The organism is Zestomonas ipomoeae (genome assembly GCF_057128665.1).
In genome coordinates this window covers 38207-60107 of record NZ_JBSKHQ010000010.1, presented here as the reverse complement: position 1 = coordinate 60107, position 21901 = coordinate 38207, and the positions used below count along the sequence as shown (strand labels likewise).

Here is a 21901-nt window from a genome sequence, read left to right as displayed (position 1 = left end):
CGTCGGCGACGGCATGCAGAGGGCAACGAAGGAATCGTCGCGAGGCCGAATGTAACACCGGTGTAGCGGAGCGTCTAGTGCGATGGCCGAAAAAAAGCCCCGCAATTTGCGGGGCTTTGGCGCATCGCAGCAATCAGATATTGCTGTCGAGGAAGGCAGCCAGTTGCGACTTGGACAGCGCGCCGACCTTGGTCGCTTCGATGTTGCCGTTCTTGAACAGCATCAGGGTCGGGATACCGCGCACGCCGTACTTCGGCGGGGTGTCCTGGTTCTCGTCGATGTTCAGCTTGCAGACCTTCAGCTTGCCCTGATAGTCCTTAGCGATCTCATCGAGCACCGGGGCGATCATCTTGCACGGGCCGCACCATTCGGCCCAGTAGTCGACCAGTACCGCACCCTCGGCCTGGAGCACGTCCTGCTCGAAACTGGCGTCGGTGACGTTGGTGATGAACTCGCTCATGGATAGTCTCCGTGGTCGGAAGCAAAAAGTGGCCGCCATCATAGCCCGGCTTGTCCGCCACCGGAAGCCGCGGACGATTGAGCCTGGCTATGGCTACCCGTCGAAAAAGGCAATGATCGCGTGCCGGCCGCCAAACGCCCGCCGGCACCGATCACCTTACTCTAGACCGGCCGGTGCAATGTGCTGTTCAACTTCGGCGCCGGCAAATCCTCGCGCAGCGCCTTGTGCAGGCTGAACATCATCAGCCAGAGGATCAGCGCGAACGGCAGACCGCTGCTGATGGCGGCGGTCTGCAGCGCTCCCAGGCCGCCGCCGAGCAGCAGCACGGCAGCCACCACGCCTTCGCTGGCCGCCCAGAAGATGCGCTGGCCGACCGGCGCATCGAGGCGACCGCCGGCGGTGATGGTGTCGATCACCAGCGAGCCGGAGTCGGAACTGGTGACGAAGAACACCACCACCAGCAGGATCGCCAGCACGCTGGTGACGTCCGCCAACGGGTACTTCTCCAGCAGGGCGAAGAACGCCGTGGCCACATTGGCATTCACCGCCGCCTCGATGCCGCCGCCGCCGAACAGCTCTTCATACAGCGCCGCGCCACCGAAGCTGGTAAGCCAGATGAAGGTCAGCAGTGTCGGCACCAGCAACACGCCGAGTACGAACTCGCGCAATGTGCGGCCCCGGGAGATGCGCGCGATGAACAGGCCCACGAACGGCGACCAGGAAATCCACCAGGCCCAGTAGAACACCGTCCACGACGACTGCCAGCCGGACTCCGGGCGATAGGCCGCCGTCCAGGAACTCAGGCTCAGCAGGTCCTGCAGGTACTGACCGGTGTGCTGCACCAGCCCGGAGAGAATGAACAGCGTCGGCCCCAGCAGGATGATGAACAGCAGCATGCCGAGCGCCGCCCACAGGTTGATTTCGGAGAGCCACTTGATGCCCTTGTCCAGGCCCAGCGTCACGGACAACGTGGCCAGGCCGGTGATGCCAGCGATCAGCCAGAGCTTCAGCGTGGTATCGCCGACCACGCCGAACACCCGCTCCAGGCCGGCGGCTACCTGGCTGACGCCGAGGCCCAGGGAGGTGGCGATGCCGAACAGGGTGGCGACCACCGCGACGATGTCGATCAGATGTCCGAGGGGGCCGTTGATGCGCTCGCCCAGCAGCGGCTGGAACGCCGAGCGAATGGTCAGCGGCAAGCCGCGATTGAATGAGAAGTAGGCCAGCGACAGCCCCACCAACGCGTACACGCCCCAGGCATGCAGGCCCCAGTGCAGGAAGGTGAGTTCCATGGCGCGCTGCGCCGCCTGCACCGAGTGTCCCTCGATCATCGGCGGCGAAGCGAAGTGATAGATCGGCTCGGCAACGCTCCAGAACACCAGGCCGATGCCCATGCCGGCGGCGAACAGCATGGCGAACCAGGTGGGGAACTTGTAGTCCGGCCTGGCCTCGGCACCGCCCAGACGTACATGGGCGAAACGGCTCAGGGCCAGGTACAGGGCGAACAGCAGGAACACTTGCACGCTGAGAATGAAGAACCAGCCGAAATTGTGAGTGATCCAGTTCTTGATGGTGGCGAAGGCCGCATCGCTGGCCTCCAGGTTGAACAGGGTGATCAGGACGAACGCGCCTATCAGCATCACCGAACCGAAAAACACCGGCGCGTTGATGGATAGGCCCAAGCGCCGCCAGATGGGTTGCTCCAATTGAGCAGACATATCGTCATCCTCTAGTCTGATTGCGGCGCTCTATTATGCCACAAGCTTGCAGGCGTCACTTGGCACGCTAGTACCAGCATTCACATTGGCGATGCCGCCTTATCGTGGCAGGATGGCGCGGTTCAGTACCGAGACGTTGGACCATGCCGACACCAGCCGCCGAGAGCTTTTCCCTGATCGCCGCCATCGACCTCGGCTCGAACAGTTTCCATATGGTCCTGGCCAAACTCGACCAGGGCGAGATCCGCATCCTCGAGCGCCTGGGCGAGAAGGTCCAGCTCGCCGCCGGCATCAATGACGAGCGGTTGCTCAGCGAAGACGCGATTCTGCGCGGCCTCGACTGCCTGCGGCGCTTCGCCCAGCTGATCGGCGGCCTGCCCCAGGGAGCGGTGCGCATCGTCGGCACCAACGCACTGCGCGAGGCCTACAACAGCGCCGAGTTCATCCGCCGTGCCGAGGCCATCCTCGGCCATCCGGTGGAGGTCATTTCCGGGCGCGAGGAAGCTCGGCTGATCTACCTGGGTGTCTCCCATACCCTTGCCGATACTCCCGGCCGGCGCCTGGTGGCGGATATCGGCGGCGGCAGCACCGAATTCATCATCGGCCAGCGCTTCGAGTCGCAACTGCGGGAAAGCCTGCAGATGGGCTGCGTCAGCTACACCCGGCGGTTCTTCCGCGACGGCAAGATCACCGCCGCGCGCTACGCCCAGGCCTACACCGCCGCCCGCCTGGAGCTGATGAGCATCGAGCAGAGCCTGCGCCGGCTCGGCTGGCAGGAAGCGGTCGGCGCCTCCGGCACCATTCGCGCGGTCGGCCTGGCGATCAAGGGTGGCGGCCACGGCAATGGCGAGGTCACCGCGGAGGGCCTGGCCTGGCTCAAGCGCAAGGTGCTCAAGCTGGGCGACGTGGACAAACTCGACCTCGACGGGGTAAAGCCGGACCGCCGGGCGATTTTTCCCGCCGGCCTGGCAATTCTCGAGGCGATCTTCGACGCGCTGGAGCTCCAGCGCATGAACCATTCCGAGGGCGCACTGCGCGAAGGCGTGCTCTATGACCTGCTCGGCCGCCATCACCATGAGGACGTGCGCGAACGCACCCTCGGTGCACTGATGGAGCGCTACCATGTCGACCAGGAACAGGCCGCGCGTGTCGAAGCCAAGGCGCTGGCGGCACTGGACAAGGTGGCGGCCGCCTGGGACCTGGAGGACAACTGGCACCGCGAGTTGCTGAGCTGGGCCGCGCGGGTGCATGAGATCGGCCTGGACATCGCCCACTACCACTATCACAAGCACGGCGCCTACCTGATCGAACATTCCGACCTGCCTGGCTTCTCGCGCCAGGACCAGCAGATGCTCGCCCTTCTGGTGCGTGGCCATCGACGCAACATTCCCCAGGACAAGTTCGCCGACTTCGGCGACGACGGCGCCAAGCTGATCCGCCTGTGCGTGCTGCTGCGCTTTGCCATCCTGTTCCACCATATCCGCGGCACCCAGGAAATGCCCCAGGTGCGCCTGAGTGCCGGCGAGCAGAGTCTGGACCTGGAGTTCCCCAAGGGCTGGCTGGAGGCCAATCCGCTGACCCAGGCCGATTTCGCCCAGGAAGCGGAATGGCTGAAGCGCATCGGCTTCAGCCTCACGGCGCGATGACCATCGCCCCACCGCTGGGCTTCGGCGCTGCGCGCCTCAACCGCAACCTACGAAAGTCGCCTGCCCAGCGTGCAGGTTGTGGTTGAGCGAAGCGAAGCCCAACAAGTCACGTATCTGTCGCCAGGGATGGTAGACGCACCTCCCGTTGGGCGTCAGCGCGGCAGCGGGCTGGCCAGTTTTTCCAGCAGGGTCGCCTGCACGTTGCGTGAGTTCTGGTTGCCGGTGGGGCTGATGCGCACGTAGCGACCGTCTGGCTGCAGCACCCAGCTCTGGGTGTTGTCGGTGAGATAGGCCTCCAGCTCCTTCTTCACCCGCAGCACCAGTTTCTTGCCTTCCACCGGGAAGCAGGTCTCGACGCGCTTGTCGAGGTTGCGCTCCATCCAGTCGGCGCTGGACAGGTAGAGCTTCTCGTCGCCGCCATTGAGGAAGTAGTAGATGCGGCTGTGCTCGAGGAAGCGGCCGATGATCGAACGCACCTGGATATTGTGCGAGACACCCGGAACGCCCGGGCGCAGGCAGCACATGCCGCGCACCACCAGGTCGATCTTCACGCCGGCCTGGCTGGCCTTGTACAGCGCGCGGATGATCTTCGGGTCGGTCAGCGAATTGACCTTGGCCATGATGTGCGCCGGCTTGCCTTCGCTGGCGTGCAAGGTCTCCTTGGCGATCATGTCGAGAATGCCCTTCTTCAGGGTGAAGGGCGCGTGCAGCAGCTTCTTCATGCGCAGCGTCTTGCCCATGCCGATGAGCTGGCTGAACAGCTTGGAGACGTCCTCGCAGAGTGCATCGTCCGAGGTCAGCAGGCTGTAGTCGGTGTACAGGCGGGCATTGCCGGCGTGGTAGTTGCCGGTGCCGAGGTGGGCATAGCGCACCAGTTCGCCATTCTCGCGGCGCAGGATCAGCATCATCTTGGCGTGAGTCTTGAAGCCGACCACGCCATAGATCACCACCGCGCCGGCCGCCTGCAGGCGGCTGGCCAGGGCCAGGTTGGACTCCTCGTCGAAGCGCGCGCGCAGCTCGATCACCGCGGTGACTTCCTTGCCGTTGCGCGCCGCCTCCACCAGGGCATCGACGATTTCCGAATTCGCCCCGGAACGGTAGAGCGTCTGCTTGATCGCCAGCACGTGGGGGTCCTTGGCCGCCTGGCGCAGCAGGTCGACCACCGGCGTGAACGACTCGAACGGGTGCATCAGCAGGATGTCCTGCTTGCCGACCACGTTGAACAGGTTGTCGCTGTTCTGCAGCAGCTTGGGAATTACCGGGGTGAACGGGGCGTACTGCAGTTCCGGATGGCTATCCAGGCCGGTGATGCTGAACAGACGGGTCAGGTTGACCGGACCGTTGACCTGGTACAGCTCGCTCTCGCTCAGGGTGAACTGCTTGAGCAGGTAGTCGGAGAGGTGCTTCGGGCAGGTGTCGGCCACCTCCAGGCGCACCGCATCGCCGTAGCGACGGGAGAACAGCTCGCCGCGCAGGGCGCGGGCCAGGTCCTCGACGTCCTCGGTGTCCACCGCCAGGTCGGCGTTGCGGGTCAGGCGGAACTGATAGCAGCCTTTGACCTTCATGCCCTGGAACAGGTCGTCGGCATGGGCGTGGATCATCGACGAGAGGAACACGTAGTTGTCGCCGGCACCACTGACGTCGTCCGGTACGCGGATGATGCGCGGCAGCAGGCGCGGCGCCGGGATGATCGCCAGGCCGGAGTCGCGACCGAAGGCGTCCACCCCCTCGAGCTCGACGATGAAGTTCAGGCTCTTGTTCACCAGCAGCGGGAACGGGTGGGTCGGATCGAGACCGATGGGCGTGACGATGGGGGCGATCTCGTCGCGGAAATAGCGGCGCACCCAGGTCTTCAGCTTGGGCGTCCAGTGGCGTCGGCGAATGAAGTTGATCTGGTGCTTGGCCAGCTCCGGCAGCAGCACATCGTTGAGAATGGCGTACTGGCGGGTGACCTGCTCATGCACCAGCTCGCTGATGCGCGACAGCGCCTGGTGCGGCTGCAGGCCGTCGGCACCGGCCTGTTCGCGGGCGAAGTTGATCTGCTTCTTCAGGCCGGCGACGCGGATCTCGAAGAACTCGTCCAGGTTGCTGGAGAAGATCAGCAGGAATTTCAGCCGCTCCAGCAACGGGTAGGACTCGTCCAGCGCCTGCTCCAGCACGCGGATGTTGAACTGCAGCTGCGACAGCTCGCGGTGGATGTACAGGCTGCTGTCGTCCAGGCCCGGCACCGGCGGAGGCGGCGGTGGGGGCTCCACCGGCGGCGGCGTCTCCACCACCGCTTCCTCGGTCGGCTGGGCTTCGAGCAATTCGCTGTCGCGGGGTCCTTCGGTGTTCATCGGTTCTTCCCGGGGCTATTGCCCCTGTTTTAGCAGTTGCGCCGCACGTTTGGCGAAATAGGTGAGGATGCCATCCGCGCCGGCGCGCTTGAAGGCGGTGAGCGATTCGAGAATGACAGCCTCGGACAGCCAGCCGTTCTGGATCGCCGCCATGTGCATGGCGTATTCGCCGCTGACCTGGTAGGCGAAGGTCGGTACGCGGAATTCTTCCTTCACCCGCCAGACGATGTCGAGGTAGGGCATGCCCGGCTTGACCATGACCATGTCGGCGCCTTCGGCGAGGTCGGCCGCGACTTCGTGTAACGCCTCGTTGCCGTTGGCCGGGTCCATCTGGTAGGTGGCCTTGTTGCCCTTGCCGAGATTCGCCGCCGAGCCCACCGCATCGCGGAACGGCCCGTAGTAGGCGCTGGCGTACTTGGCCGAGTAGGCCATGATGCGCACGTTGGGATGGTCGGCCAGCTCCAGCGCCTCGCGGATCGCTTGCACGCGGCCGTCCATCATGTCCGACGGCGCCACCACCTGGACACCGGCGGCGGCATGGGACAGCGCCTGCTTGACCAGCGCGTCGATGGTCACGTCGTTCTGCACGTAGCCGTCGTCGTCGAGAATGCCGTCCTGCCCGTGGGTGGTGAAGGGGTCGAGCGCCACGTCGGTGATCACCCCCAGCTCGGGGAAGCGCTCGCGCAGGGCACGGGTGGCGCGCTGGGCGATGCCGTCCGGGTTCCAGGCTTCGGCAGCATCCAGGGACTTCTTCTCCAGCGGCGTCACCGGAAACAGCGCCAACGCCGGGATGCCCAGCTCCACGCATGCGGCGGCTTCTTCCAGCAACAGATCGATAGACAGCCGCTCGACCCCGGGCATCGACGGCACGGCCTCGCGGCGATTCTCGCCGTCGAGCACGAACACCGGCAGGATCAGGTCATTGGCGGTCAGTTGATTCTCGCGCACCAGGCGACGGGAAAAGTCGTCGCGGCGGTTGCGGCGCAGGCGGGTGGAGGGAAACAGGCGATTGGCGGGAGTAAAGCTCACGTAGCACTCCAGGAGCCCGATCAGGCGGGCGCAATGTGACAGGTATAAGCCAGCATTATGACCAAAAGATGACACCGCCGGCCGACGCTGCGACGGCTCGTCGCAGCGCCTGGGCAATGCGGCCCATTGTCGCCAGCCTCGCCTGCGACGGCCAGTCCTGCGTCATGATTTTCTCGTAGCAGGCCTCGTCATTTCGGCGTGACTTCGTTGAACCATACGCTATATAGTTTTCTATACAGCGAAAGCACGCCGCTCCCTGCGGTCAACATGCTGTCCGCAACTATTGGAGCCCTGCCATGACTCGTTTCGTCTCCCGCATCGCCGCCAGCCTGCTGCTGGTCGCGCACGCCGCCGTCAGCCAGGCCGAGGACGTCCAGATCGCCGTCGCGTCGAACTTCTCCGCGCCCTTCCAGGCCCTGGCCGATGCCTTCGAAAAGAACACTGGGCATAAAGTCCGGGCATCCTTCGGGTCCACCGGGCACTTCTACGCCCAGATCAGGAACGGCGCGCCCTATGACGTCTTCCTCGCCGCCGATAGCCGCACCCCGGCGATGCTCGAAGAGCAAGGCCAGGCCGTGCTCGGCACGCGCTTCACCTATGCCATCGGTGCCCTGGCGCTCTGGTCGCCGGAGCCCGGCTACGTGGACGACGAAGGCGACGTGCTCGAGCGCGACGACTTCGAGCACCTGGCCATCGCCAATCCGGAAACCGCGCCCTACGGCCTGGCCGCCACCGAGGTCATCGACAAGCTGGGCCTGACCCAGCACCTGCGCGGCAAGCTGGTGGAAGGACAGAACATCACCCAGGCCTACCAGTTCATCTCCTCCGGCAACGCCAAGCTGGGCTTCGTGGCGCTCTCGCAGATATCCCGGGACGGCAAGCTCGCCGACGGATCGGCCTGGATAGTGCCAGGCGAGCTGTATACGCCGATTCGCCAGGATGGCGTGGTGCTCACCCCCGCCATCGATAATCCGGCGGCGACCGCACTGGTGGAATACCTGAAGACGCCGCAAGCCAGGGCCGTCATCGAATCCTACGGCTACAGCTTCTGAGCGCAGCCAGCTGCCCGCCTGCCGCGTCGCGGGCGGGTGCCTGGCGAACGGCCTGTCGGCTCGCCGCGAAATGAGCGAAGCTGCACCCCAACCGCCTTTCGAGATGTCTCGATGCCTCTGAGCAGTAGCGACTTCGCCGCCATCTGGCTGACCTTGCAACTGGCCGGCCTGACCACCCTGATCCTGCTGCTGATCGGCACGCCCATCGCCTGGTGGCTGGCACGCAGCCGCGCCTGGTGGAAAGCGCCGGTCGCCGCCCTGGTGGCGCTGCCGCTGGTGCTGCCGCCGACCGTGCTCGGCTTCTACCTGCTGGTGGCCATGGGGCCGCACGGCTGGATCGGCCAGCTGACGCAGAGCCTCGGCCTCGGCACCCTGCCCTTCACCTTCGCCGGGCTGGTGGTGGCTTCGGTGCTGTATTCGATGCCCTTCGTCGTGCAGCCGCTGCAGAACGCCTTCGAAGCCATCGGCCAGCGACCGCTGGAAGTCGCCGCCACCTTGCGCGCCTCGCCGCTGGATGCCTTCTTCAGCGTGGTGCTGCCGCTGTCGCGGCGCGGCTTCCTGCATGCCGCCGTGCTGGGATTCGCCCATACCGTTGGCGAGTTCGGCGTGGTGCTGATGATCGGCGGCAACATCCAGGACAAGACGCGGGTGGTATCGGTGCAGATCTTCGATCATGTCGAGGCCATCAAGTACGACCAGGCGCACTGGCTGGCCGGTGGCATGCTGCTGTTCTCCTTCGTGGTGCTGCTGGCGCTCTACTCGCGCCGGCGCCCGGCGGTCACTTGGAGTTGAGCATGGCCAGCGAGCAACCCATCCTCGCGCGCTTTCGCCTGTGCCACGGCAGGTTCGCCCTGGACGTCGACCTCGATTTGCCCGGCCGCGGCGTGACCGCGCTGTTCGGCGCGTCCGGTTCCGGCAAGACCAGCCTGCTGCGCTGCATCGCCGGGCTGGAGCGCGTGCCCGGCGGGGTGCTGCGCTTTCGCGGGGAAACCTGGCAGGACGCCGACACCTGGCTGCCGCCGCACCAGCGGCCGCTCGGCTACGTGTTCCAGGAAGCCAGCCTGTTTCCCCATCTCAGCGTGCTGGACAACCTGCGCTACGGCCTCAAGCGCACCAAGGCGGCACCGTCCGGCGCCCTCGAGCAGGCCATCGATCTGCTCGGCATCCGACCGCTGCTGGAGCGTCGCCCGCAGGGTCTTTCCGGTGGCGAGCGCCAGCGCGTGGCCATCGCCCGCGCGCTGGCGGTGGCGCCGCGCCTGCTTCTGATGGACGAGCCGCTGGCGGCCCTGGACCTGCCGCGCAAGCGGGAAATCCTGCCGTACCTCGAACGCCTGCATGACGAGCTGGATGTTCCGCTGCTGTATGTCAGCCACGCCCCCGACGAGGTGGCCCGGCTGGCCGACCACCTGGTGCTGCTGGACGACGGCCGCGTCCTCGCCAGCGGCCCGGTGGGCGAAACCCTGGCGCGCCTCGACCTGCCCAGTGCCCTGGGCGAGGACGCCGGAGTGGTGCTGGAGGGTCGGGTCGCGGCCTACGATGCGGACTACCAGTTGCTGCGCCTGGAGCTGCCGGGCGACGCCGGCCTCAGTCTGCGCGTCCCCCAAGGCCCGCTGCCCATCGGCCGCAGGCTGCGCTGCAAGATCCAGGCTCGCGATCTCAGCCTGACGCTGGAACCCCAGGCCCATACCAGCATTCTCAATCTGCTGCCGGTGCGCGTGGTGGCCGAGGCCGCCGCCGAGCATCCGGCCCATGTGCTGGTGCGCCTGGACGCCGACGGCAGCCCGTTGCTGGCGCGCATCACCCGCTACTCGCGGGACCGGCTCGGCCTGCATCCCGGCCAGTCGCTCTGGGCGCAGATCAAGGCGGTGGCGCTGCTGGCCTGAGCCAGGGCGCGCCACCTTATTCGGCGATTGAATAAGACGCTTATTTTTAACTATTTCAATGAATAAACGGTCTCCTTCTATAGTGCCCGTGACTTTGCATCGCCCCTGGAGACTTGCCATGACCTTCACCGCGTTTCGCCGTCCCCTGTTGTCGCTCGGACTGATTGCCGCCGTCACGCTCGCCTGCAGCGGCGTCGCCAGTGCCGCCGGCCTGCTCGAGCAGATCGAACAGCGCGGCAGCATCAAGATCGGCCTGGAGGGCACCTATCCGCCCTTCAACTACCAGGACGAGCACGGCACGCTCACCGGCTTCGAAGTGGAGTTCGCCCGGGCGCTGGCCAAGGAGCTGGGAGTCGAGGCCGAATTCCAGCCGACCAAGTGGGACGGCATGCTCGCCGCCCTGGAATCCAAGCGCCTGGACGTGGTGATCAATCAGGTGACGATCTCCGACGAGCGCCGCCAGAAGTACGACTTCTCCACGCCCTATACCGTCTCCGGCATCCAGGCGCTGACCCGCCAGGGCGAGCAGGACGCCATCCATGATGCGCAGGACCTGGCCGGCAAGAAGGTCGGCGTCGGCCTGGGCACCAACTACGAACAGTGGCTGCAGGAGCACGTACCGCAGGCGGACATCCGCACCTACGACGACGATGCCACCAAGTACCAGGACCTGCGTGTCGGCCGCCTCGATGCGATCCTCACCGACCGCCTCGCCGCCCATGAACTGATCGCCAAGACCGGCGGCACGCTGGCGGTGGCTGGCGAACCGTTCTCCCGCCAGGAAGCCGGCGTGGCCCTGCGCAAGGGCAACCCGCAGCTGCTGGCCGCCATCGACGCCGCCATCGACCGGCTGCGCGCTGACGGCACCTTGCAGCGGCTGTCCGAGAAATGGTTCCAGGCTGATGTGACCCGCTGATGGAAGCCGGCCTGCAGCTCGCCCTGGACTCCGCGCCCTTCCTGCTCAAGGGCGCGCTCTACACGGTGCTCCTCAGCCTGGGCGGCATGTCCTTCGGGTTGCTGCTCGGTTTCGTCCTGGCCCTCGCGCGGCTCTATGGCGTCGCCGCGCTGCGCGGCCTGGCGCGGGTCTACGTGTCGTTCTTCCGCGGCACGCCGCTACTGGTGCAACTGTTCATGATCTATTACGGCCTGCCGCAACTGGGCATCCAGCTGGAGCCGCTGCCGGCGGCGCTGATCGGCTTCTCGCTGAACATGGCCGCCTACACCTCGGAGATCCTGCGCGCCGCCATCGCCTCCATCGACCGCGGCCAGTGGGAAGCCGCGGCCAGCATCGGCATGGGGCGCATGCTGACGCTGCGCCGCGCGATCCTGCCGCAGGCCGCGCGTACCGCGCTGCCGCCGCTGGGCAACAGCTTCATCTCGCTGGTCAAGGACACCGCGCTGGCCGCCACCATCCAGGTCCCCGAGCTGTTCCGCCAGGCGCAGCTGATTACCGCGCGCACCTTCGAAATCTTCACCCTGTACCTGGCCGCGGCGCTGATCTACTGGCTGCTCGCCACGCTGCTGGCGCATTTCCAGGGACGCCTGGAAGCCCGGGTCAACCAACACGAACAGGACGCCCGATGATCTCCCTACGCAACCTGAGCAAAGCCTTCGACGGCCAGCCCGTGCTCCAGGGCATCGACCTCGATGTGCAACCCGGCGAGGTGGTGGCCATCATCGGCCCCAGCGGCTCGGGCAAGACCACCCTGCTGCGTTGCCTCAATCTGCTGGAGCAGCCCGACGGCGGGAGCATCCGCATCGGCGACATCGAGATCGACGCCGACCGCCCCTTCGCCGCGCAGCGCGGAATGGCCGGCAAGTTGCGCCAGCAGGTCGGCTTCGTCTTCCAGAACTTCAACCTGTTCCCCCACCGCACCGCCCTGGAGAACGTCATCGAAGGGCCGGTGTACGTGAAGAAAGAGGCGCGGCGCACGGCGACCGAGCGCGGGCTCGCGCTGCTGGCCAAGGTCGGCCTGGCGGGCAAGGAGGACGCCTACCCCAAGCGCCTCTCCGGCGGGCAGCAACAGCGCGTGGCGATCGCCCGGGCGCTGGCGATGGAGCCGCAGGTCATCCTGTTCGACGAGCCCACCTCGGCGCTGGACCCGGAATTGGTCGGCGAAGTGCTGGCGACCATTCGCGGCCTCGCCGAGGAAGGCCGCACCATGATCATCGTCACCCACGAAATGAACTTCGCCCGCGACGTGGCCAACCGGGCGATCTTCATGGATGGCGGGGCGATCATCGAGCAGGGCGAGGCCCGCCAGCTGTTCGACGCGCCCCGCGAAGCGCGTACCCGGCAGTTTCTCGGCATGCAGCGGCAACCTGCCGGATTCGAGTAACGGTAGCGCCCGCCTTCACCGGGCGGGCTCGGCGATTTCCGTGGGAAACCCGGCGCGAACGGCTCAGGCGCTGTGCCGCCCCAGCCGCTCGCCGCGGCTTTGCAACCGATAGAGGTAGGCGAAGCCCTGTTCCCAGCGACGATGGCCGGACTGCACGTTGATATGCCCGGCACCCGGCAGGATGCTTGCCTCGGCGCCCCAGTCCGCGGCCATCGCCCGCGCGCGGGCGGCGCTGGCCGCGGGGTCGTTGTCCGAACCGACCAGCAGGCTGGCGAAGGGCAACGGCTGGCGCGGGATCGGTGCGAAGTTGCGCAGCGCGGCCGGGCAATCCGGCCGCTCGACGTCCGCCGGCGCCACCAGCAAGGCACCGCGCACCCGCCGCAGCACCTCGGCCGGTGCCTGCGCGGCCCAGTGGGCGATAGTGACGCAGCCCAGGCTATGGGCGATCAGCATGACCGGCCGCGGATCGGCGAGCAGCGCCTGCTGCAGGCGACCGACCCATCGCTCGCGGCACGGAGCGAACCAGTCGGCCTGCTCCACTCGCGCGGCGTTCGGCAGGTTTCGCTGCCAGTGGCTCTGCCAATGCTGCTCCGGCGAGCCCTGCCAGCCAGGCACCATCAGGTAACGGATCGCTTCATCGCCCATGAGCGCTTCTCCCGGAATGACAATGGCGCGCAGTGTAGGCAGGCCAAAGGAAGGACATGAAGGAATAAGAAATTCTTTGCTTATTCATTTTTTGTCTCGACAAGTAGCGCGTGCCTGCAATCGCTCATGAAGTGTTTTGGTTATATAAAAATTCTTAAATAGTATTTTAAAGAATAAAAGTCCCCGCCTACCATCCGCTCCATTCCGCCCGAAACGGCAGCCGACATCAGGAGCTAACCATGAGCACCCCCTTGCCGAACCCGGCGGCTCCGGATCACGGCCGCGCCTGGCAGGAAATCCAAGACGCCCTGCTGGGCCTGCGCTACGGCTCGGTGGAAATCACCGTGCACAACGGCCAGGTCGTGCAGATCGAACGCAAAGAAAAATTCCGCCTGCCGCCCAACGCCAAGCAGGCCTGAACCTCCCCGTCCCGACTGGACCACCAGAGGGCGTGCTGCATGAGACCGAGACCACGAGCATGACCACGCACCTCGAACCGCTCCGAGTACGACACCGCCGATGTCGCTGGCGAATGTGCCGCTGAACGTCCCAGACCGCCCGTTTCCATTCGTCTTTCGCGTGCGAGTTGCGCACGCCCCCTGGAGCCCCACATGTCCATTCGCCGTTTCGCCCTGGCCGCCCTGGCCAGTGCCTGGTTCGCCGCGCCCGCACTGGCCGCGACGGAAATCCTCAACGTTTCCTACGATCCCACCCGCGAGCTGTACCAGGCGTTCAATGCCGCGTTCACCCGGCACTGGCAGGCCGGCGGCCACCCGCCGGTCACCGTGCGGCAATCCCATGGTGGCTCCGGCAAGCAGGCCCGCGCGGTGATCGACGGGTTGCGCGCCGACGTGGTGACCCTGGCCCTGGCCGGCGATATCGACGAACTGCACTCGCTCGGCCGGCTGATCCCCGAGGACTGGCAGAGCCGCCTGCCACAGGCCAGCACTCCCTACACCTCGACCATCGTGTTCCTGGTCCGCAAGGGCAACCCGAAGGGCATCAAGGACTGGGACGACCTGGTCAAGCCCGGTGTGGAAGTGATCACTCCCAACCCGAAGACCTCTGGTGGCGCGCGCTGGAACTTCCTCGCCGCCTGGGCCTTCGCCCAGCAGCGTTACGGTAGCGAGGAGCAGGCCAAGGCCTTCGTCGAGAAGCTCTACCGGAACGTGCCGGTGCTGGACACCGGCGCCCGCGGCTCGACCATCACCTTCGTCAACAACCAGCTTGGCGACGTGCTGCTGGCCTGGGAGAACGAGGCCTTCCTGGCCCTGCAGGAACAGGGTGGCGAGCACGTCGAAGTCGTCGCACCCAGCCTGTCGATCCTCGCCGAGCCGCCAGTGGCGGTGGTCGACGCGAACGTCGACGCACGAGGCACCCGCGACGTCGCCGAGGCCTACCTGGGCTACCTCTACAGCGAGGAGGGCCAGCGCATCGCCGCGCAGCATTTCTATCGCCCGCGCGACGCCAAGGTCGCTGCCGAGTTCGCCCAGCAGTTCCCGCAGCTGAAGCTGGTGACCATCGACCAGCAATTCGGCGGCTGGAAACAGGCGCAACCGAGGTTCTTCGACGACGGCGGCCTCTTCGACCAGATCTACCAGGCCCATTAGAGAACAGCCACGAGCGACAAGCCCACAAGCTGCAAGCGGGCTTGTCGTCGCGCATCTACTTGTCGCTTGCAGCCAGAAGCTTGCCGTTGAGGTCCTATGAATCGCCGCCTTTCTCCGGTCATCCCCGGCTTCGGGCTGACGCTGGGCTACACCCTGGCGTATCTCAGCCTGTTGGTGCTGATTCCCCTGGGTGCCCTGTTCCTCAAGACGACCCAGCTGACCTGGGAGCAGTTCATCGCCGTGATCACCGCGCCGCGCGTGCTGGCGGCGCTGCGCCTGAGCGTCGGCAGCGCGTTGCTGGCAGCCGCGCTCAACGGCGCGATCGGCACCCTGCTGGCCTGGGTGCTGGTGCGCTACCGCTTCCCCGGCCGTGGGCTGATCGACGCCATGATCGACCTGCCGTTCGCCCTGCCGACCGCGGTCGCCGGCATCGCCCTGACGGCGCTGTACGCCCCGGCCGGGCCGGTAGGACGGATCACCGCCGAGTTGGGCCTCAAGGTCGCCTATACCCCGCTGGGCATCACACTGGCGTTGACCTTCGTCACCCTGCCCTTCGTGGTGCGGACCCTGCAGCCGGTGCTCGCCGACATCCCTCGGGAAGTCGAGGAGGCCGCCTCCTGCCTGGGGGCCAGGCCCTGGCAGGTGTGCCGTCACGTGTTGCTGCCGGCGCTGCTGCCGGCCTGGCTGACCGGCTTCGCCCTGGCCTTCGCCCGGGGCGTCGGCGAGTACGGTTCGGTGATCTTCATCGCCGGCAACATGCCGCTGAAAACCGAGATCCTGCCGCTACTGATCATGGTCAAGCTGGACCAATACGATTACGCCGGCGCCACTGCCATCGGCGTGCTGATGCTGGCGGTGTCCTTTCTCCTGCTGTTGCTGGTCAACCTGCTGCAGCGACGCATCGCCCACCCCTGAGGAGCCGTGATGACCACACTGACACTACCGGCCACGACCACCCGCCCGCGCCAGCGGACGATCGCCTGGGGCCGTGTCGGGCTGATCGCCGGCGCCTGGCTGGTGTTCGCCCTGTTCCTGCTGCTGCCGTTGCTGGCGGTGCTGGCCGAGGCGTTGAAGCAGGGCCTCGGCGGCTTCTTCGGCGCGGTCTTCGAGCCGGACGCCATCGCCGCGCTGCAGCTTACGCTGATCGCTGTGGGCATCTCGGTTCCGCTGAACATGCTGTTCGGCGTGGCCGCCGCCTGGTGCGTGAGCAAGTATGAATTCCACGGCAAGAGCCTGCTGGTCACCCTGATCGACCTGCCGTTCTCGGTGTCGCCGGTGATCGCCGGCCTGATCTACGTGCTGTTGTTCGGCGCCCAGGGCTGGTTCGGCACCTGGCTGCGCGAGCACGACATCCAGATCCTCTTCGCCGTGCCGGGCATCGTGCTCGCCACCCTGTTCGTCACCGTGCCCTTCGTCGCCCGCGAGCTGATCCCGCTGATGCAGGAACAGGGCGTGCAGGAAGAGGAGGCCGCGCGCCTGCTCGGCGCCAGCGGCTGGCAGATGTTCCGGCATGTCACCCTACCGAACATCCGCTGGGGGCTGATCTACGGCGTGGTGCTCTGCACCGCCCGCGCCATGGGCGAGTTCGGCGCGGTGTCGGTGGTCTCCGGGCATATCCGCGGGGTCACCAACACGCTGCCGCTGCACGTCGAGATCCTCTACAACGAATACAACCACGTCGCCGCCTTCAGCGTCGCCAGCCTGTTGCTGCTGTTGGCGCTGTGCATCCTGCTGCTCAAGCAGTGGAGCGAGCGCCATCTGAATGCCAACCGCGGGGAGTGAACCATGTCCATCGAGATCAGCCGGGTCAACAAGCGTTTCGGCACCTTCCAGGCGCTGCGCGATATCGACCTGAACATCCACAGTGGCGAGCTGGTGGCCCTGCTCGGCCCGTCCGGTTGCGGCAAGACCACCCTGCTGCGGATCATCGCCGGCCTGGAAACACCGGACACCGGCAGCATCGGATTCCATGGCGAGGACGTCTCGGCGCGTAACGTGCGCGACCGCAACGTCGGCTTCGTCTTCCAGCACTATGCGCTGTTCCGCCACATGACGGTGTTCGACAACGTCGCCTTCGGCCTGCGCATGAAGCCGCGCCGCGAGAGACCGAGCGAAGCGGAGATCGCCGCCCAGGTCCACGAACTGCTCGACCTGGTGCAACTCGACTGGCTCGCCGACCGCTACCCGGAACAACTCTCCGGTGGCCAGCGCCAGCGCATTGCCCTGGCCCGCGCCCTGGCGGTGAAACCCAAGGTGCTGCTGCTCGACGAACCGTTCGGCGCGCTCGACGCCAAGGTGCGCAAGGAACTGCGCCGTGCTCTGGCACGCCTGCATGAAGAAGTGCACCTGACCAGCGTGTTCGTCACCCACGACCAGGAAGAGGCCATGGAAGTCGCCGACCGCATCGTGGTGATGAACAAGGGCGTGATCGAGCAGGTCGGCTCACCTGGCGACGTGTACGAGCGGCCAGCCAGCGATTTCGTCTATCACTTCCTCGGCGATGCCAACCGCCTGGCCGTCGGCGACCAGGGCCAGCCATTGCTGTTCCGCCCCCATGAGGTTCGCCTGTCGCGCCAGGCGGAGGCGGAGCACAGGGCCGGCGAAGTGCGCGACATCCGCCCGCTCGGCGCCCTCACGCGGGTGACCCTGAAGGTGGTCGGGCAGGAGGAGCCGATCGAGGCCGAGGTGGCCAGGGACCACGCCAGCCTGGTCGGCCTGGCGCGCGGTGCGACACTCTACTTCAAACCCCTGGCCGGGCACCCGGGCGCCGCTCGCTGAGCGGCACCCGGTCGGTTGCAGGCAGAAACAAACCGGGGCCGGCTCGGCCCTCCTCGCGCGCCACCCGCGCGAACCACGCCAGCGACACCGGGGCAGCCGACCGGCAGTCGGCAGCCGTTGCGGCACAACGCCAGATCCTTTAAATCACTCTTTCGGGTAATTCCCCTGGCGCAACGACACAGTACGCTGTGCGCTCTGTCGCGCTTTCGTTGATACCGACTTCGCATAACTGCTCACAAGAATAAATAGGAGCACCCTGGTATGCGTTTTAACTTTCTGATTCGCTTGAGTTTTCTCTGGATTCTGGGGGGGTTGGCCGGGTTTGCACCCGCCAGCTACGGCGCCGACAACACACCGCTGACCCTGGTCCAGGTCAATGCCTGCCGCGCCACCAGCAGCCTGCTGCTGTTACGTGGCGAAGGTTTCCAGAACGCCCACCTGTCACGCCTGGAAAGCGACATCCAGGCCCTCGGCAGCGCCCTGCAGAGCGTGCCGCAGGTCACCGAGGGGCTGCGCCAGCACTACCAGCTACTTGTTACCGAACTGCGCCGCGGTGTTTCCTTCGGTCCCAACCCCGACGACGTGCCCTGGCGCTATCCGGAAGAACTGAGCAAGGCGCTGCGCGATTTCCTCACCGTCGCCCGCTCCTTGCAGAATGCCGATGCCCGCGGCGAAGTGCCGGCCCAAGTGGAATACCTCGCGGTCCAGTACCTCAGCCGCGCCTACATCGGCACCTTCGAGATCGCCCGCGAGCAGCCCGATACCTACCTCGGCCAGGACGAGCGCATGCTGGTACCGGCCATCGACGCGGAAATGAAAGCCATGAGCGACGCCAAGGGCGCCGAGATGAAGCAGCTGCTGATTCGCTGGAACTACCTCAAGGCCGCGTTCATGGACATGAACAGCCAGAGCAATGCGCTGGTCAGCGTCTCCGGCCGGCCCTTCGCGCCCACCACCGTGGATCGCCACAGCCGCTCCCTCAGCGAGAACTGGCTGCGTCTGGAGTAGCAGCGCCTTGCTCGCCAGGGCGGCATTTCCGCCGGCAAAAAAAGACCCGCTAAAAGCGGGTCTGAAAGCTTCGCCTGGCTGGTGAGCCCTCAGGCGAGTTCGTCGAAGCACTCCGCGATGATCGCCATGCCCTTGTCCAGCACCGCTTCCGGCGCGGTGATCGGCACCAGGATGCGCAGCACGTTACCGTAGGTGCCGCAGGACAGCAGGATCAATCCCTTCTCGCGGGCCTTGGCCACCACCTGGCCGACCAGCGCGGCAGCTGGCTTGTGCAGGTCGCCGCCTTCGAACAGCTCGACCGCGATCATCGCGCCCAGGGCACGCACATCGCCGATGCACTTATGCTTGGCCTGGATCTGCTTGAGCCCGCCGACCAGCCGCTCGCCGACCGCCTTGCAGCGATCCAGCAATTGCTCTTCCTCGAACACCTCCATCACCGCCAGCGCCGCGGCGCAGGCCAGCGGATTACCGGCATAGGTGCCGCCCAGGCCGCCGGGGGCGATGGCGTCCATGTACTCGGCCTTGCCGCACACACCGGCCAGCGGGAAGCCACCGGCGATGGACTTGGCGAAGGTGGTCAGGTCGGCAGCGACGCCCATCTGCTCCATGGCGAAGAAGGTGCCGGTGCGGCCGGCGCCGGTCTGCACCTCGTCGGCGATCAGCAGGATGCCATGCTGGTCGCAGAGCGTGCGCAGGCGCTGCATGAATGCCTTCGGCGCAACATAGAAGCCGCCCTCGCCCTGCACCGGCTCGATGATGATCGCGGCGATGTCGCGCGGCTCGGCGTCGTTCTTGAAGATTCGCTCGATGCTGGCCATGGCGTCGTCGACGCTCACTCCGTGCAGCTCGCAGGGGTACTGCGCGCGATACACGCCGCCGGGCATCAGGCCCATGCCGGCGGAGTACGGGTTGACCTTGCCGGTCAGCGACAGGGTCATCATGGTGCGGCCGTGGTAGCCGCCGGTGAAGGCGATCACCCCGGCACGGCCGGTGGCGGCGCGGGCGATCTTCACCGCGTTCTCCACCGCCTCGGAGCCGGTGGTGACCAGCAGGGTCTTCTTGGCGAAATCGCCCGGCACCTTGGCCGCGACCTTCTCGCACACCTCCACGTAGGGCTCGTAGGCCAGCACCTGGAAGCAGGTGTGGGTCAGCTTGCCCAGCTGGTCCTGGACCGCGGCGATGATCTTCGGATGCAGGTGGCCGGTATTGAGCACCGCGATGCCGCCGGCGAAGTCGATGAACTCGCGACCTTCCACGTCGGTCACGGTGGCGTTCTCCGCCTTGGCGGCGAAGATCGGATGGATCTGCCCGACACCCCGCGGTACCGCAGCGATCCGGCGTTGCATCAGCGATTCGTTGGTCTTGCTCATCATCAATCCTCAAAAGACGGGCAGATCGCCCTCACCCCCGGCCCCCGCCTTGTGGGCGGGGAGCCGTACTGTGGTCATGCCGCGGTCAGATGCCGCCCAGGCACATGTATTTGATTTCCAGGTAATCCTCGATGCCGTACTTGGAGCCTTCGCGGCCCAGGCCGGACGCCTTGATGCCGCCGAACGGCGCCACCTCGGTGGAGATGATCCCGGTGTTGATGCCGACGATGCCGTACTCCAGCGCCTCGCCGACACGGAACACACGGCCCAGGTCGCGGGCATAGAAATAGGAGGCCAGGCCGAACTCGGTGTCGTTGGCCATGGCGATGACCTCGGCCTCGTCCTTGAAGCGGAACAGCGGCGCCAGCGGGCCGAAGGTCTCCTCCTTGGCCACCTTGGCACTGGAGGGCACGTCGGTGAGGATGGTCGGCTCGAAGAAGTTGCCGCCCAGTGCGTGGGGCTTGCCGCCGGCGACGATCTTGGCGCCTTTGCTCAAGGCGTCCTCGATGTGCTCCTGGACCTTGGCCACCGCCTTGTCGTCGATCAGCGGGCCGGTGGTGATGCCGTCTTCCAGGCCGTTGCCGATCTTCAGCTTGGCCACCGCCGCCTTGAGCTTCTCGGCGAAGGCATCGTAGACGCCCTCCTGCACGTAGAGGCGATTGGCGCACACGCAGGTCTGCCCGGCGTTGCGGTACTTGGAGGCCAGCGCGCCTTCGACGGCGGCATCCAGGTCGGCATCGTCGAAAACGATAAAGGGCGCGTTGCCGCCCAGCTCCAGGGACACCTTCTTGATGTCCTTGGCGCACTCAGCCATCAGCTGACGGCCGATCTCGGTGGAACCGGTGAAGGACAGCTTGCGCACGATGGGGTTGCTGGTCAGCTCGCCGCCGATATCGCCGGCGCTGCCGGTGACCACGCTGAGCACGCCTTTGGGAATACCCGCGCGCTCGGCCAGCTCGGCCATGGCCAGGGCGGAGAAGGGGGTCTGCGAGGCTGGTTTGATCACCATGGTGCAGCCGGCAGCCAGCGCCGGGCCGGCCTTGCGGGTGATCATCGCCGCCGGGAAGTTCCACGGGGTGATGGCAGCGGTGACGCCAATCGGCTGCTTGATCACCAGGATGCGCTTGTCCGCCTGGTGGCCGGGAATGGTGTCGCCATAGATGCGCTTGCCTTCCTCGGCGAACCACTCGATGAAGGACGCGGCATAGGCGATCTCGCCACGGGACTCGGCCAGCGGCTTGCCCTGCTCCAGGGTCATCAGCCGGGCCAGGTCTTCCTGGTTGGCCATCATCAGCTCGAACCACTTGCGCAACTTGGTCGCGCGCTCCTTGGCGGTCAGCGCGCGCCAGGCTGGCAGGGCCCGCTCGGCGGCCTCGATGGCGCGACGGGTCTCGGCGGCGCCCATCTTCGGCACGCTGCCGATCACCTCATTGTTGGCCGGATTCGTCACCTTGATGGTCTGGCCGCTATCGGCATCCAGCCAGGCGCCGTCTATATAGGCTTGCTGGCGGAACAACTGGGCGTCTTTGAGTTGCATGACAATCTCCTTCACCGACACCGGGGCATCGGGCGGGTTAGCGTTTGTCCGGCGGGCCAGCGGCCGCACGGAGCATGAATAAGGCAGCGCATCGGTCGATTCAGAGTAGCCGCTGCTAGCTGAGAGCCGACCGCGAACCCGCAGTTCCGGCCCAACCGCCAAAGCGTTTGAAATCTCAAACGAATCCTAGGGTCGCCGCTAGTAAAGGGCAATAGGCTGTTCGATAAAATTAACGAAAGAAGCGAAATCGCCGTATTTCTCAAGCGCCCGCGCGCCAGCGGACAAACGTTGTTCGATATCGCGAACGTGGCGACCCGGCATGGACGCCCGCGACCGACATGCGTATCATGGCGCCCGCGTTGCATCCGTAGCTCAGCTGGATAGAGTACTGCCCTCCGAAGGCAGGGGTCGTGGGTTCGAATCCCGCCGGATGCGCCATCTAACAGACAAAGGCCCCAGGTGAAAACCTGGGGCCTTTTTCGTTTGCCGT

General features: G+C 66.1%; 20 protein-coding genes and 1 tRNA gene. 14 read left to right on the top strand and 7 right to left on the bottom strand.

Annotation, left to right across the window (positions count from 1 at the left end; genetic code table 11):
- Positions 1–133 precede the first annotated feature (133 nt).
- Both trxA and ACWKV7_RS12640 read right to left on the bottom strand, forming a co-directional pair.
- Complete coding sequence (gene trxA / locus ACWKV7_RS12645) at positions 134–460, bottom strand: thioredoxin TrxA (RefSeq protein WP_483858030.1); 327 nt, start codon at positions 458–460, stop codon at positions 134–136.
- 161 nt (positions 461–621) lie between these two features.
- Entirely contained in the window at positions 622–2178 is a 1557-nt protein-coding gene (locus ACWKV7_RS12640; protein ID WP_483858029.1) for a BCCT family transporter, read from the bottom strand.
- 143 nt (positions 2179–2321) lie between these two features.
- Between ACWKV7_RS12640 and ppx the strand changes: the two genes are divergently transcribed.
- Positions 2322–3824, top strand: a complete 1503-nt coding sequence (ppx, locus tag ACWKV7_RS12635) for an exopolyphosphatase (RefSeq protein ID WP_483858028.1) — start codon at positions 2322–2324, stop codon at positions 3822–3824.
- Between the two features lie 152 nt (positions 3825–3976).
- Here the strand turns inward: ppx and ppk1 are convergent, their stop codons facing one another.
- Positions 3977–6160, bottom strand: a complete 2184-nt coding sequence (gene ppk1 / locus ACWKV7_RS12630) for a polyphosphate kinase 1 (RefSeq protein ID WP_483858027.1) — start codon at positions 6158–6160, stop codon at positions 3977–3979.
- Positions 6161–6175: 15 nt separating this feature from the next.
- On the bottom strand, positions 6176–7189 hold the full coding sequence (gene hemB, locus ACWKV7_RS12625; protein WP_483858026.1) for a porphobilinogen synthase: 1014 nt from the start codon (positions 7187–7189) through the stop codon (positions 6176–6178).
- Positions 7190–7485: 296 nt separating this feature from the next.
- Between hemB and modA the strand changes: the two genes are divergently transcribed.
- The 6 genes from modA to tcyN all read left to right on the top strand — a co-directional run bounded on the left by modA (position 7486) and on the right by tcyN (position 12463).
- The gene (modA, locus tag ACWKV7_RS12620; protein WP_483858025.1) at positions 7486–8241 is read left to right on the top strand and encodes a molybdate ABC transporter substrate-binding protein; all 756 of its coding nucleotides are present in this window, start codon (positions 7486–7488) and stop codon (positions 8239–8241) included.
- 111 nt (positions 8242–8352) lie between these two features.
- Complete coding sequence (modB, locus tag ACWKV7_RS12615) at positions 8353–9033, top strand: molybdate ABC transporter permease subunit (protein ID WP_483858024.1); 681 nt, start codon at positions 8353–8355, stop codon at positions 9031–9033.
- Between the two features lie 2 nt (positions 9034–9035).
- On the top strand, positions 9036–10124 hold the full coding sequence (gene modC / locus ACWKV7_RS12610) for a molybdenum ABC transporter ATP-binding protein (RefSeq protein WP_483858023.1): 1089 nt from the start codon (positions 9036–9038) through the stop codon (positions 10122–10124).
- A 118-nt stretch (positions 10125–10242) separates the two neighbouring features.
- The gene (tcyJ, locus tag ACWKV7_RS12605) at positions 10243–11040 is read left to right on the top strand and encodes a cystine ABC transporter substrate-binding protein (RefSeq protein WP_483858022.1); all 798 of its coding nucleotides are present in this window, start codon (positions 10243–10245) and stop codon (positions 11038–11040) included.
- Positions 11040–11708 (top strand): cystine ABC transporter permease, encoded by a 669-nt coding sequence (tcyL, locus tag ACWKV7_RS12600; RefSeq protein ID WP_483858021.1) that lies wholly within the window; start codon positions 11040–11042, stop codon positions 11706–11708. Before tcyJ ends, tcyL begins: the two co-directional genes overlap by 1 nt.
- Positions 11705–12463, top strand: a complete 759-nt coding sequence (gene tcyN, locus ACWKV7_RS12595; RefSeq protein ID WP_483858020.1) for an L-cystine ABC transporter ATP-binding protein TcyN — start codon at positions 11705–11707, stop codon at positions 12461–12463. Before tcyL ends, tcyN begins: the two co-directional genes overlap by 4 nt.
- 63 nt (positions 12464–12526) lie before the next feature.
- Here the strand turns inward: tcyN and ACWKV7_RS12590 are convergent, their stop codons facing one another.
- Positions 12527–13108 carry an RBBP9/YdeN family alpha/beta hydrolase gene (locus ACWKV7_RS12590; RefSeq protein ID WP_483858019.1) on the bottom strand — a complete coding sequence of 194 codons (582 nt, stop codon included), beginning with the start codon at positions 13106–13108 and terminating at the stop codon, positions 12527–12529.
- Positions 13109–13347: 239 nt separating this feature from the next.
- Between ACWKV7_RS12590 and ACWKV7_RS12585 the strand changes: the two genes are divergently transcribed.
- The 6 genes from ACWKV7_RS12585 (at position 13348) to ACWKV7_RS12560 (ending at position 18504) form a co-directional block, all read left to right on the top strand.
- Positions 13348–13527, top strand: coding sequence for a DUF2292 domain-containing protein (locus tag ACWKV7_RS12585; protein WP_483858018.1), 180 nt, complete (start codon positions 13348–13350; stop codon positions 13525–13527).
- Positions 13528–13719: 192 nt separating this feature from the next.
- A complete protein-coding gene (locus ACWKV7_RS12580) occupies positions 13720–14718 on the top strand; it encodes a sulfate ABC transporter substrate-binding protein (protein WP_483858017.1) in 999 nt (332 codons plus the stop codon).
- Positions 14719–14814: 96 nt separating this feature from the next.
- Positions 14815–15633: a sulfate ABC transporter permease subunit CysT gene (gene cysT / locus ACWKV7_RS12575; RefSeq protein WP_483858016.1), complete on the top strand. Its 819-nt coding sequence runs from the start codon at positions 14815–14817 to the stop codon at positions 15631–15633.
- Positions 15634–15642: 9 nt separating this feature from the next.
- Entirely contained in the window at positions 15643–16500 is an 858-nt protein-coding gene (cysW, locus tag ACWKV7_RS12570; protein WP_483858015.1) for a sulfate ABC transporter permease subunit CysW, read from the top strand.
- A 3-nt stretch (positions 16501–16503) separates the two neighbouring features.
- On the top strand, positions 16504–17496 hold the full coding sequence (locus ACWKV7_RS12565; protein WP_483858014.1) for a sulfate/molybdate ABC transporter ATP-binding protein: 993 nt from the start codon (positions 16504–16506) through the stop codon (positions 17494–17496).
- Positions 17497–17757: 261 nt separating this feature from the next.
- Positions 17758–18504, top strand: a complete 747-nt coding sequence (locus tag ACWKV7_RS12560) for a hypothetical protein (RefSeq protein WP_483858013.1) — start codon at positions 17758–17760, stop codon at positions 18502–18504.
- Positions 18505–18593: 89 nt separating this feature from the next.
- Here the strand turns inward: ACWKV7_RS12560 and gabT are convergent, their stop codons facing one another.
- On the bottom strand, positions 18594–19874 hold the full coding sequence (gene gabT, locus ACWKV7_RS12555; protein ID WP_483858012.1) for a 4-aminobutyrate--2-oxoglutarate transaminase: 1281 nt from the start codon (positions 19872–19874) through the stop codon (positions 18594–18596).
- Between the two features lie 85 nt (positions 19875–19959).
- A complete protein-coding gene (gene gabD / locus ACWKV7_RS12550; RefSeq protein ID WP_483858011.1) occupies positions 19960–21411 on the bottom strand; it encodes an NADP-dependent succinate-semialdehyde dehydrogenase in 1452 nt (483 codons plus the stop codon).
- A gap of 361 nt (positions 21412–21772) precedes the next feature.
- Between gabD and ACWKV7_RS12545 the strand changes: the two genes are divergently transcribed.
- Positions 21773–21849 (top strand) — tRNA-Arg (locus ACWKV7_RS12545).
- Positions 21850–21901: the final 52 nt, after the last annotated feature.

Excerpts from the sequence above, each read along its gene's own strand:
- modB (WP_483858024.1), top strand. The coding sequence starts at position 8,353 with ATGCCTCTGAGCAGTAGCGACTTCGCCGCCATCTGGCTGACCTTGCAA.
- cysW (WP_483858015.1), top strand. The coding sequence starts at position 15,643 with ATGACCACACTGACACTACCGGCCACGACCACCCGCCCGCGCCAGCGG.
- ACWKV7_RS12640 (WP_483858029.1), bottom strand. The coding sequence starts at position 2,178 with ATGTCTGCTCAATTGGAGCAACCCATCTGGCGGCGCTTGGGCCTATCC.
- tcyL (WP_483858021.1), top strand. The coding sequence starts at position 11,040 with ATGGAAGCCGGCCTGCAGCTCGCCCTGGACTCCGCGCCCTTCCTGCTC.
- ACWKV7_RS12585 (WP_483858018.1), top strand. The coding sequence starts at position 13,348 with ATGAGCACCCCCTTGCCGAACCCGGCGGCTCCGGATCACGGCCGCGCC.
- tcyJ (WP_483858022.1), top strand. The coding sequence starts at position 10,243 with ATGACCTTCACCGCGTTTCGCCGTCCCCTGTTGTCGCTCGGACTGATT.
- ACWKV7_RS12565 (WP_483858014.1), top strand. The coding sequence starts at position 16,504 with ATGTCCATCGAGATCAGCCGGGTCAACAAGCGTTTCGGCACCTTCCAG.
- gabD (WP_483858011.1), bottom strand. The coding sequence starts at position 21,411 with ATGCAACTCAAAGACGCCCAGTTGTTCCGCCAGCAAGCCTATATAGAC.
- ppx (WP_483858028.1), top strand. The coding sequence starts at position 2,322 with ATGCCGACACCAGCCGCCGAGAGCTTTTCCCTGATCGCCGCCATCGAC.
- modC (WP_483858023.1), top strand. The coding sequence starts at position 9,036 with ATGGCCAGCGAGCAACCCATCCTCGCGCGCTTTCGCCTGTGCCACGGC.
- tcyN (WP_483858020.1), top strand. The coding sequence starts at position 11,705 with ATGATCTCCCTACGCAACCTGAGCAAAGCCTTCGACGGCCAGCCCGTG.
- ACWKV7_RS12560 (WP_483858013.1), top strand. The coding sequence starts at position 17,758 with ATGCGTTTTAACTTTCTGATTCGCTTGAGTTTTCTCTGGATTCTGGGG.
- ppk1 (WP_483858027.1), bottom strand. The coding sequence starts at position 6,160 with ATGAACACCGAAGGACCCCGCGACAGCGAATTGCTCGAAGCCCAGCCG.
- trxA (WP_483858030.1), bottom strand. The coding sequence starts at position 460 with ATGAGCGAGTTCATCACCAACGTCACCGACGCCAGTTTCGAGCAGGAC.
- ACWKV7_RS12590 (WP_483858019.1), bottom strand. The coding sequence starts at position 13,108 with ATGGGCGATGAAGCGATCCGTTACCTGATGGTGCCTGGCTGGCAGGGC.
- ACWKV7_RS12580 (WP_483858017.1), top strand. The coding sequence starts at position 13,720 with ATGTCCATTCGCCGTTTCGCCCTGGCCGCCCTGGCCAGTGCCTGGTTC.
- gabT (WP_483858012.1), bottom strand. The coding sequence starts at position 19,874 with ATGAGCAAGACCAACGAATCGCTGATGCAACGCCGGATCGCTGCGGTA.
- cysT (WP_483858016.1), top strand. The coding sequence starts at position 14,815 with ATGAATCGCCGCCTTTCTCCGGTCATCCCCGGCTTCGGGCTGACGCTG.
- modA (WP_483858025.1), top strand. The coding sequence starts at position 7,486 with ATGACTCGTTTCGTCTCCCGCATCGCCGCCAGCCTGCTGCTGGTCGCG.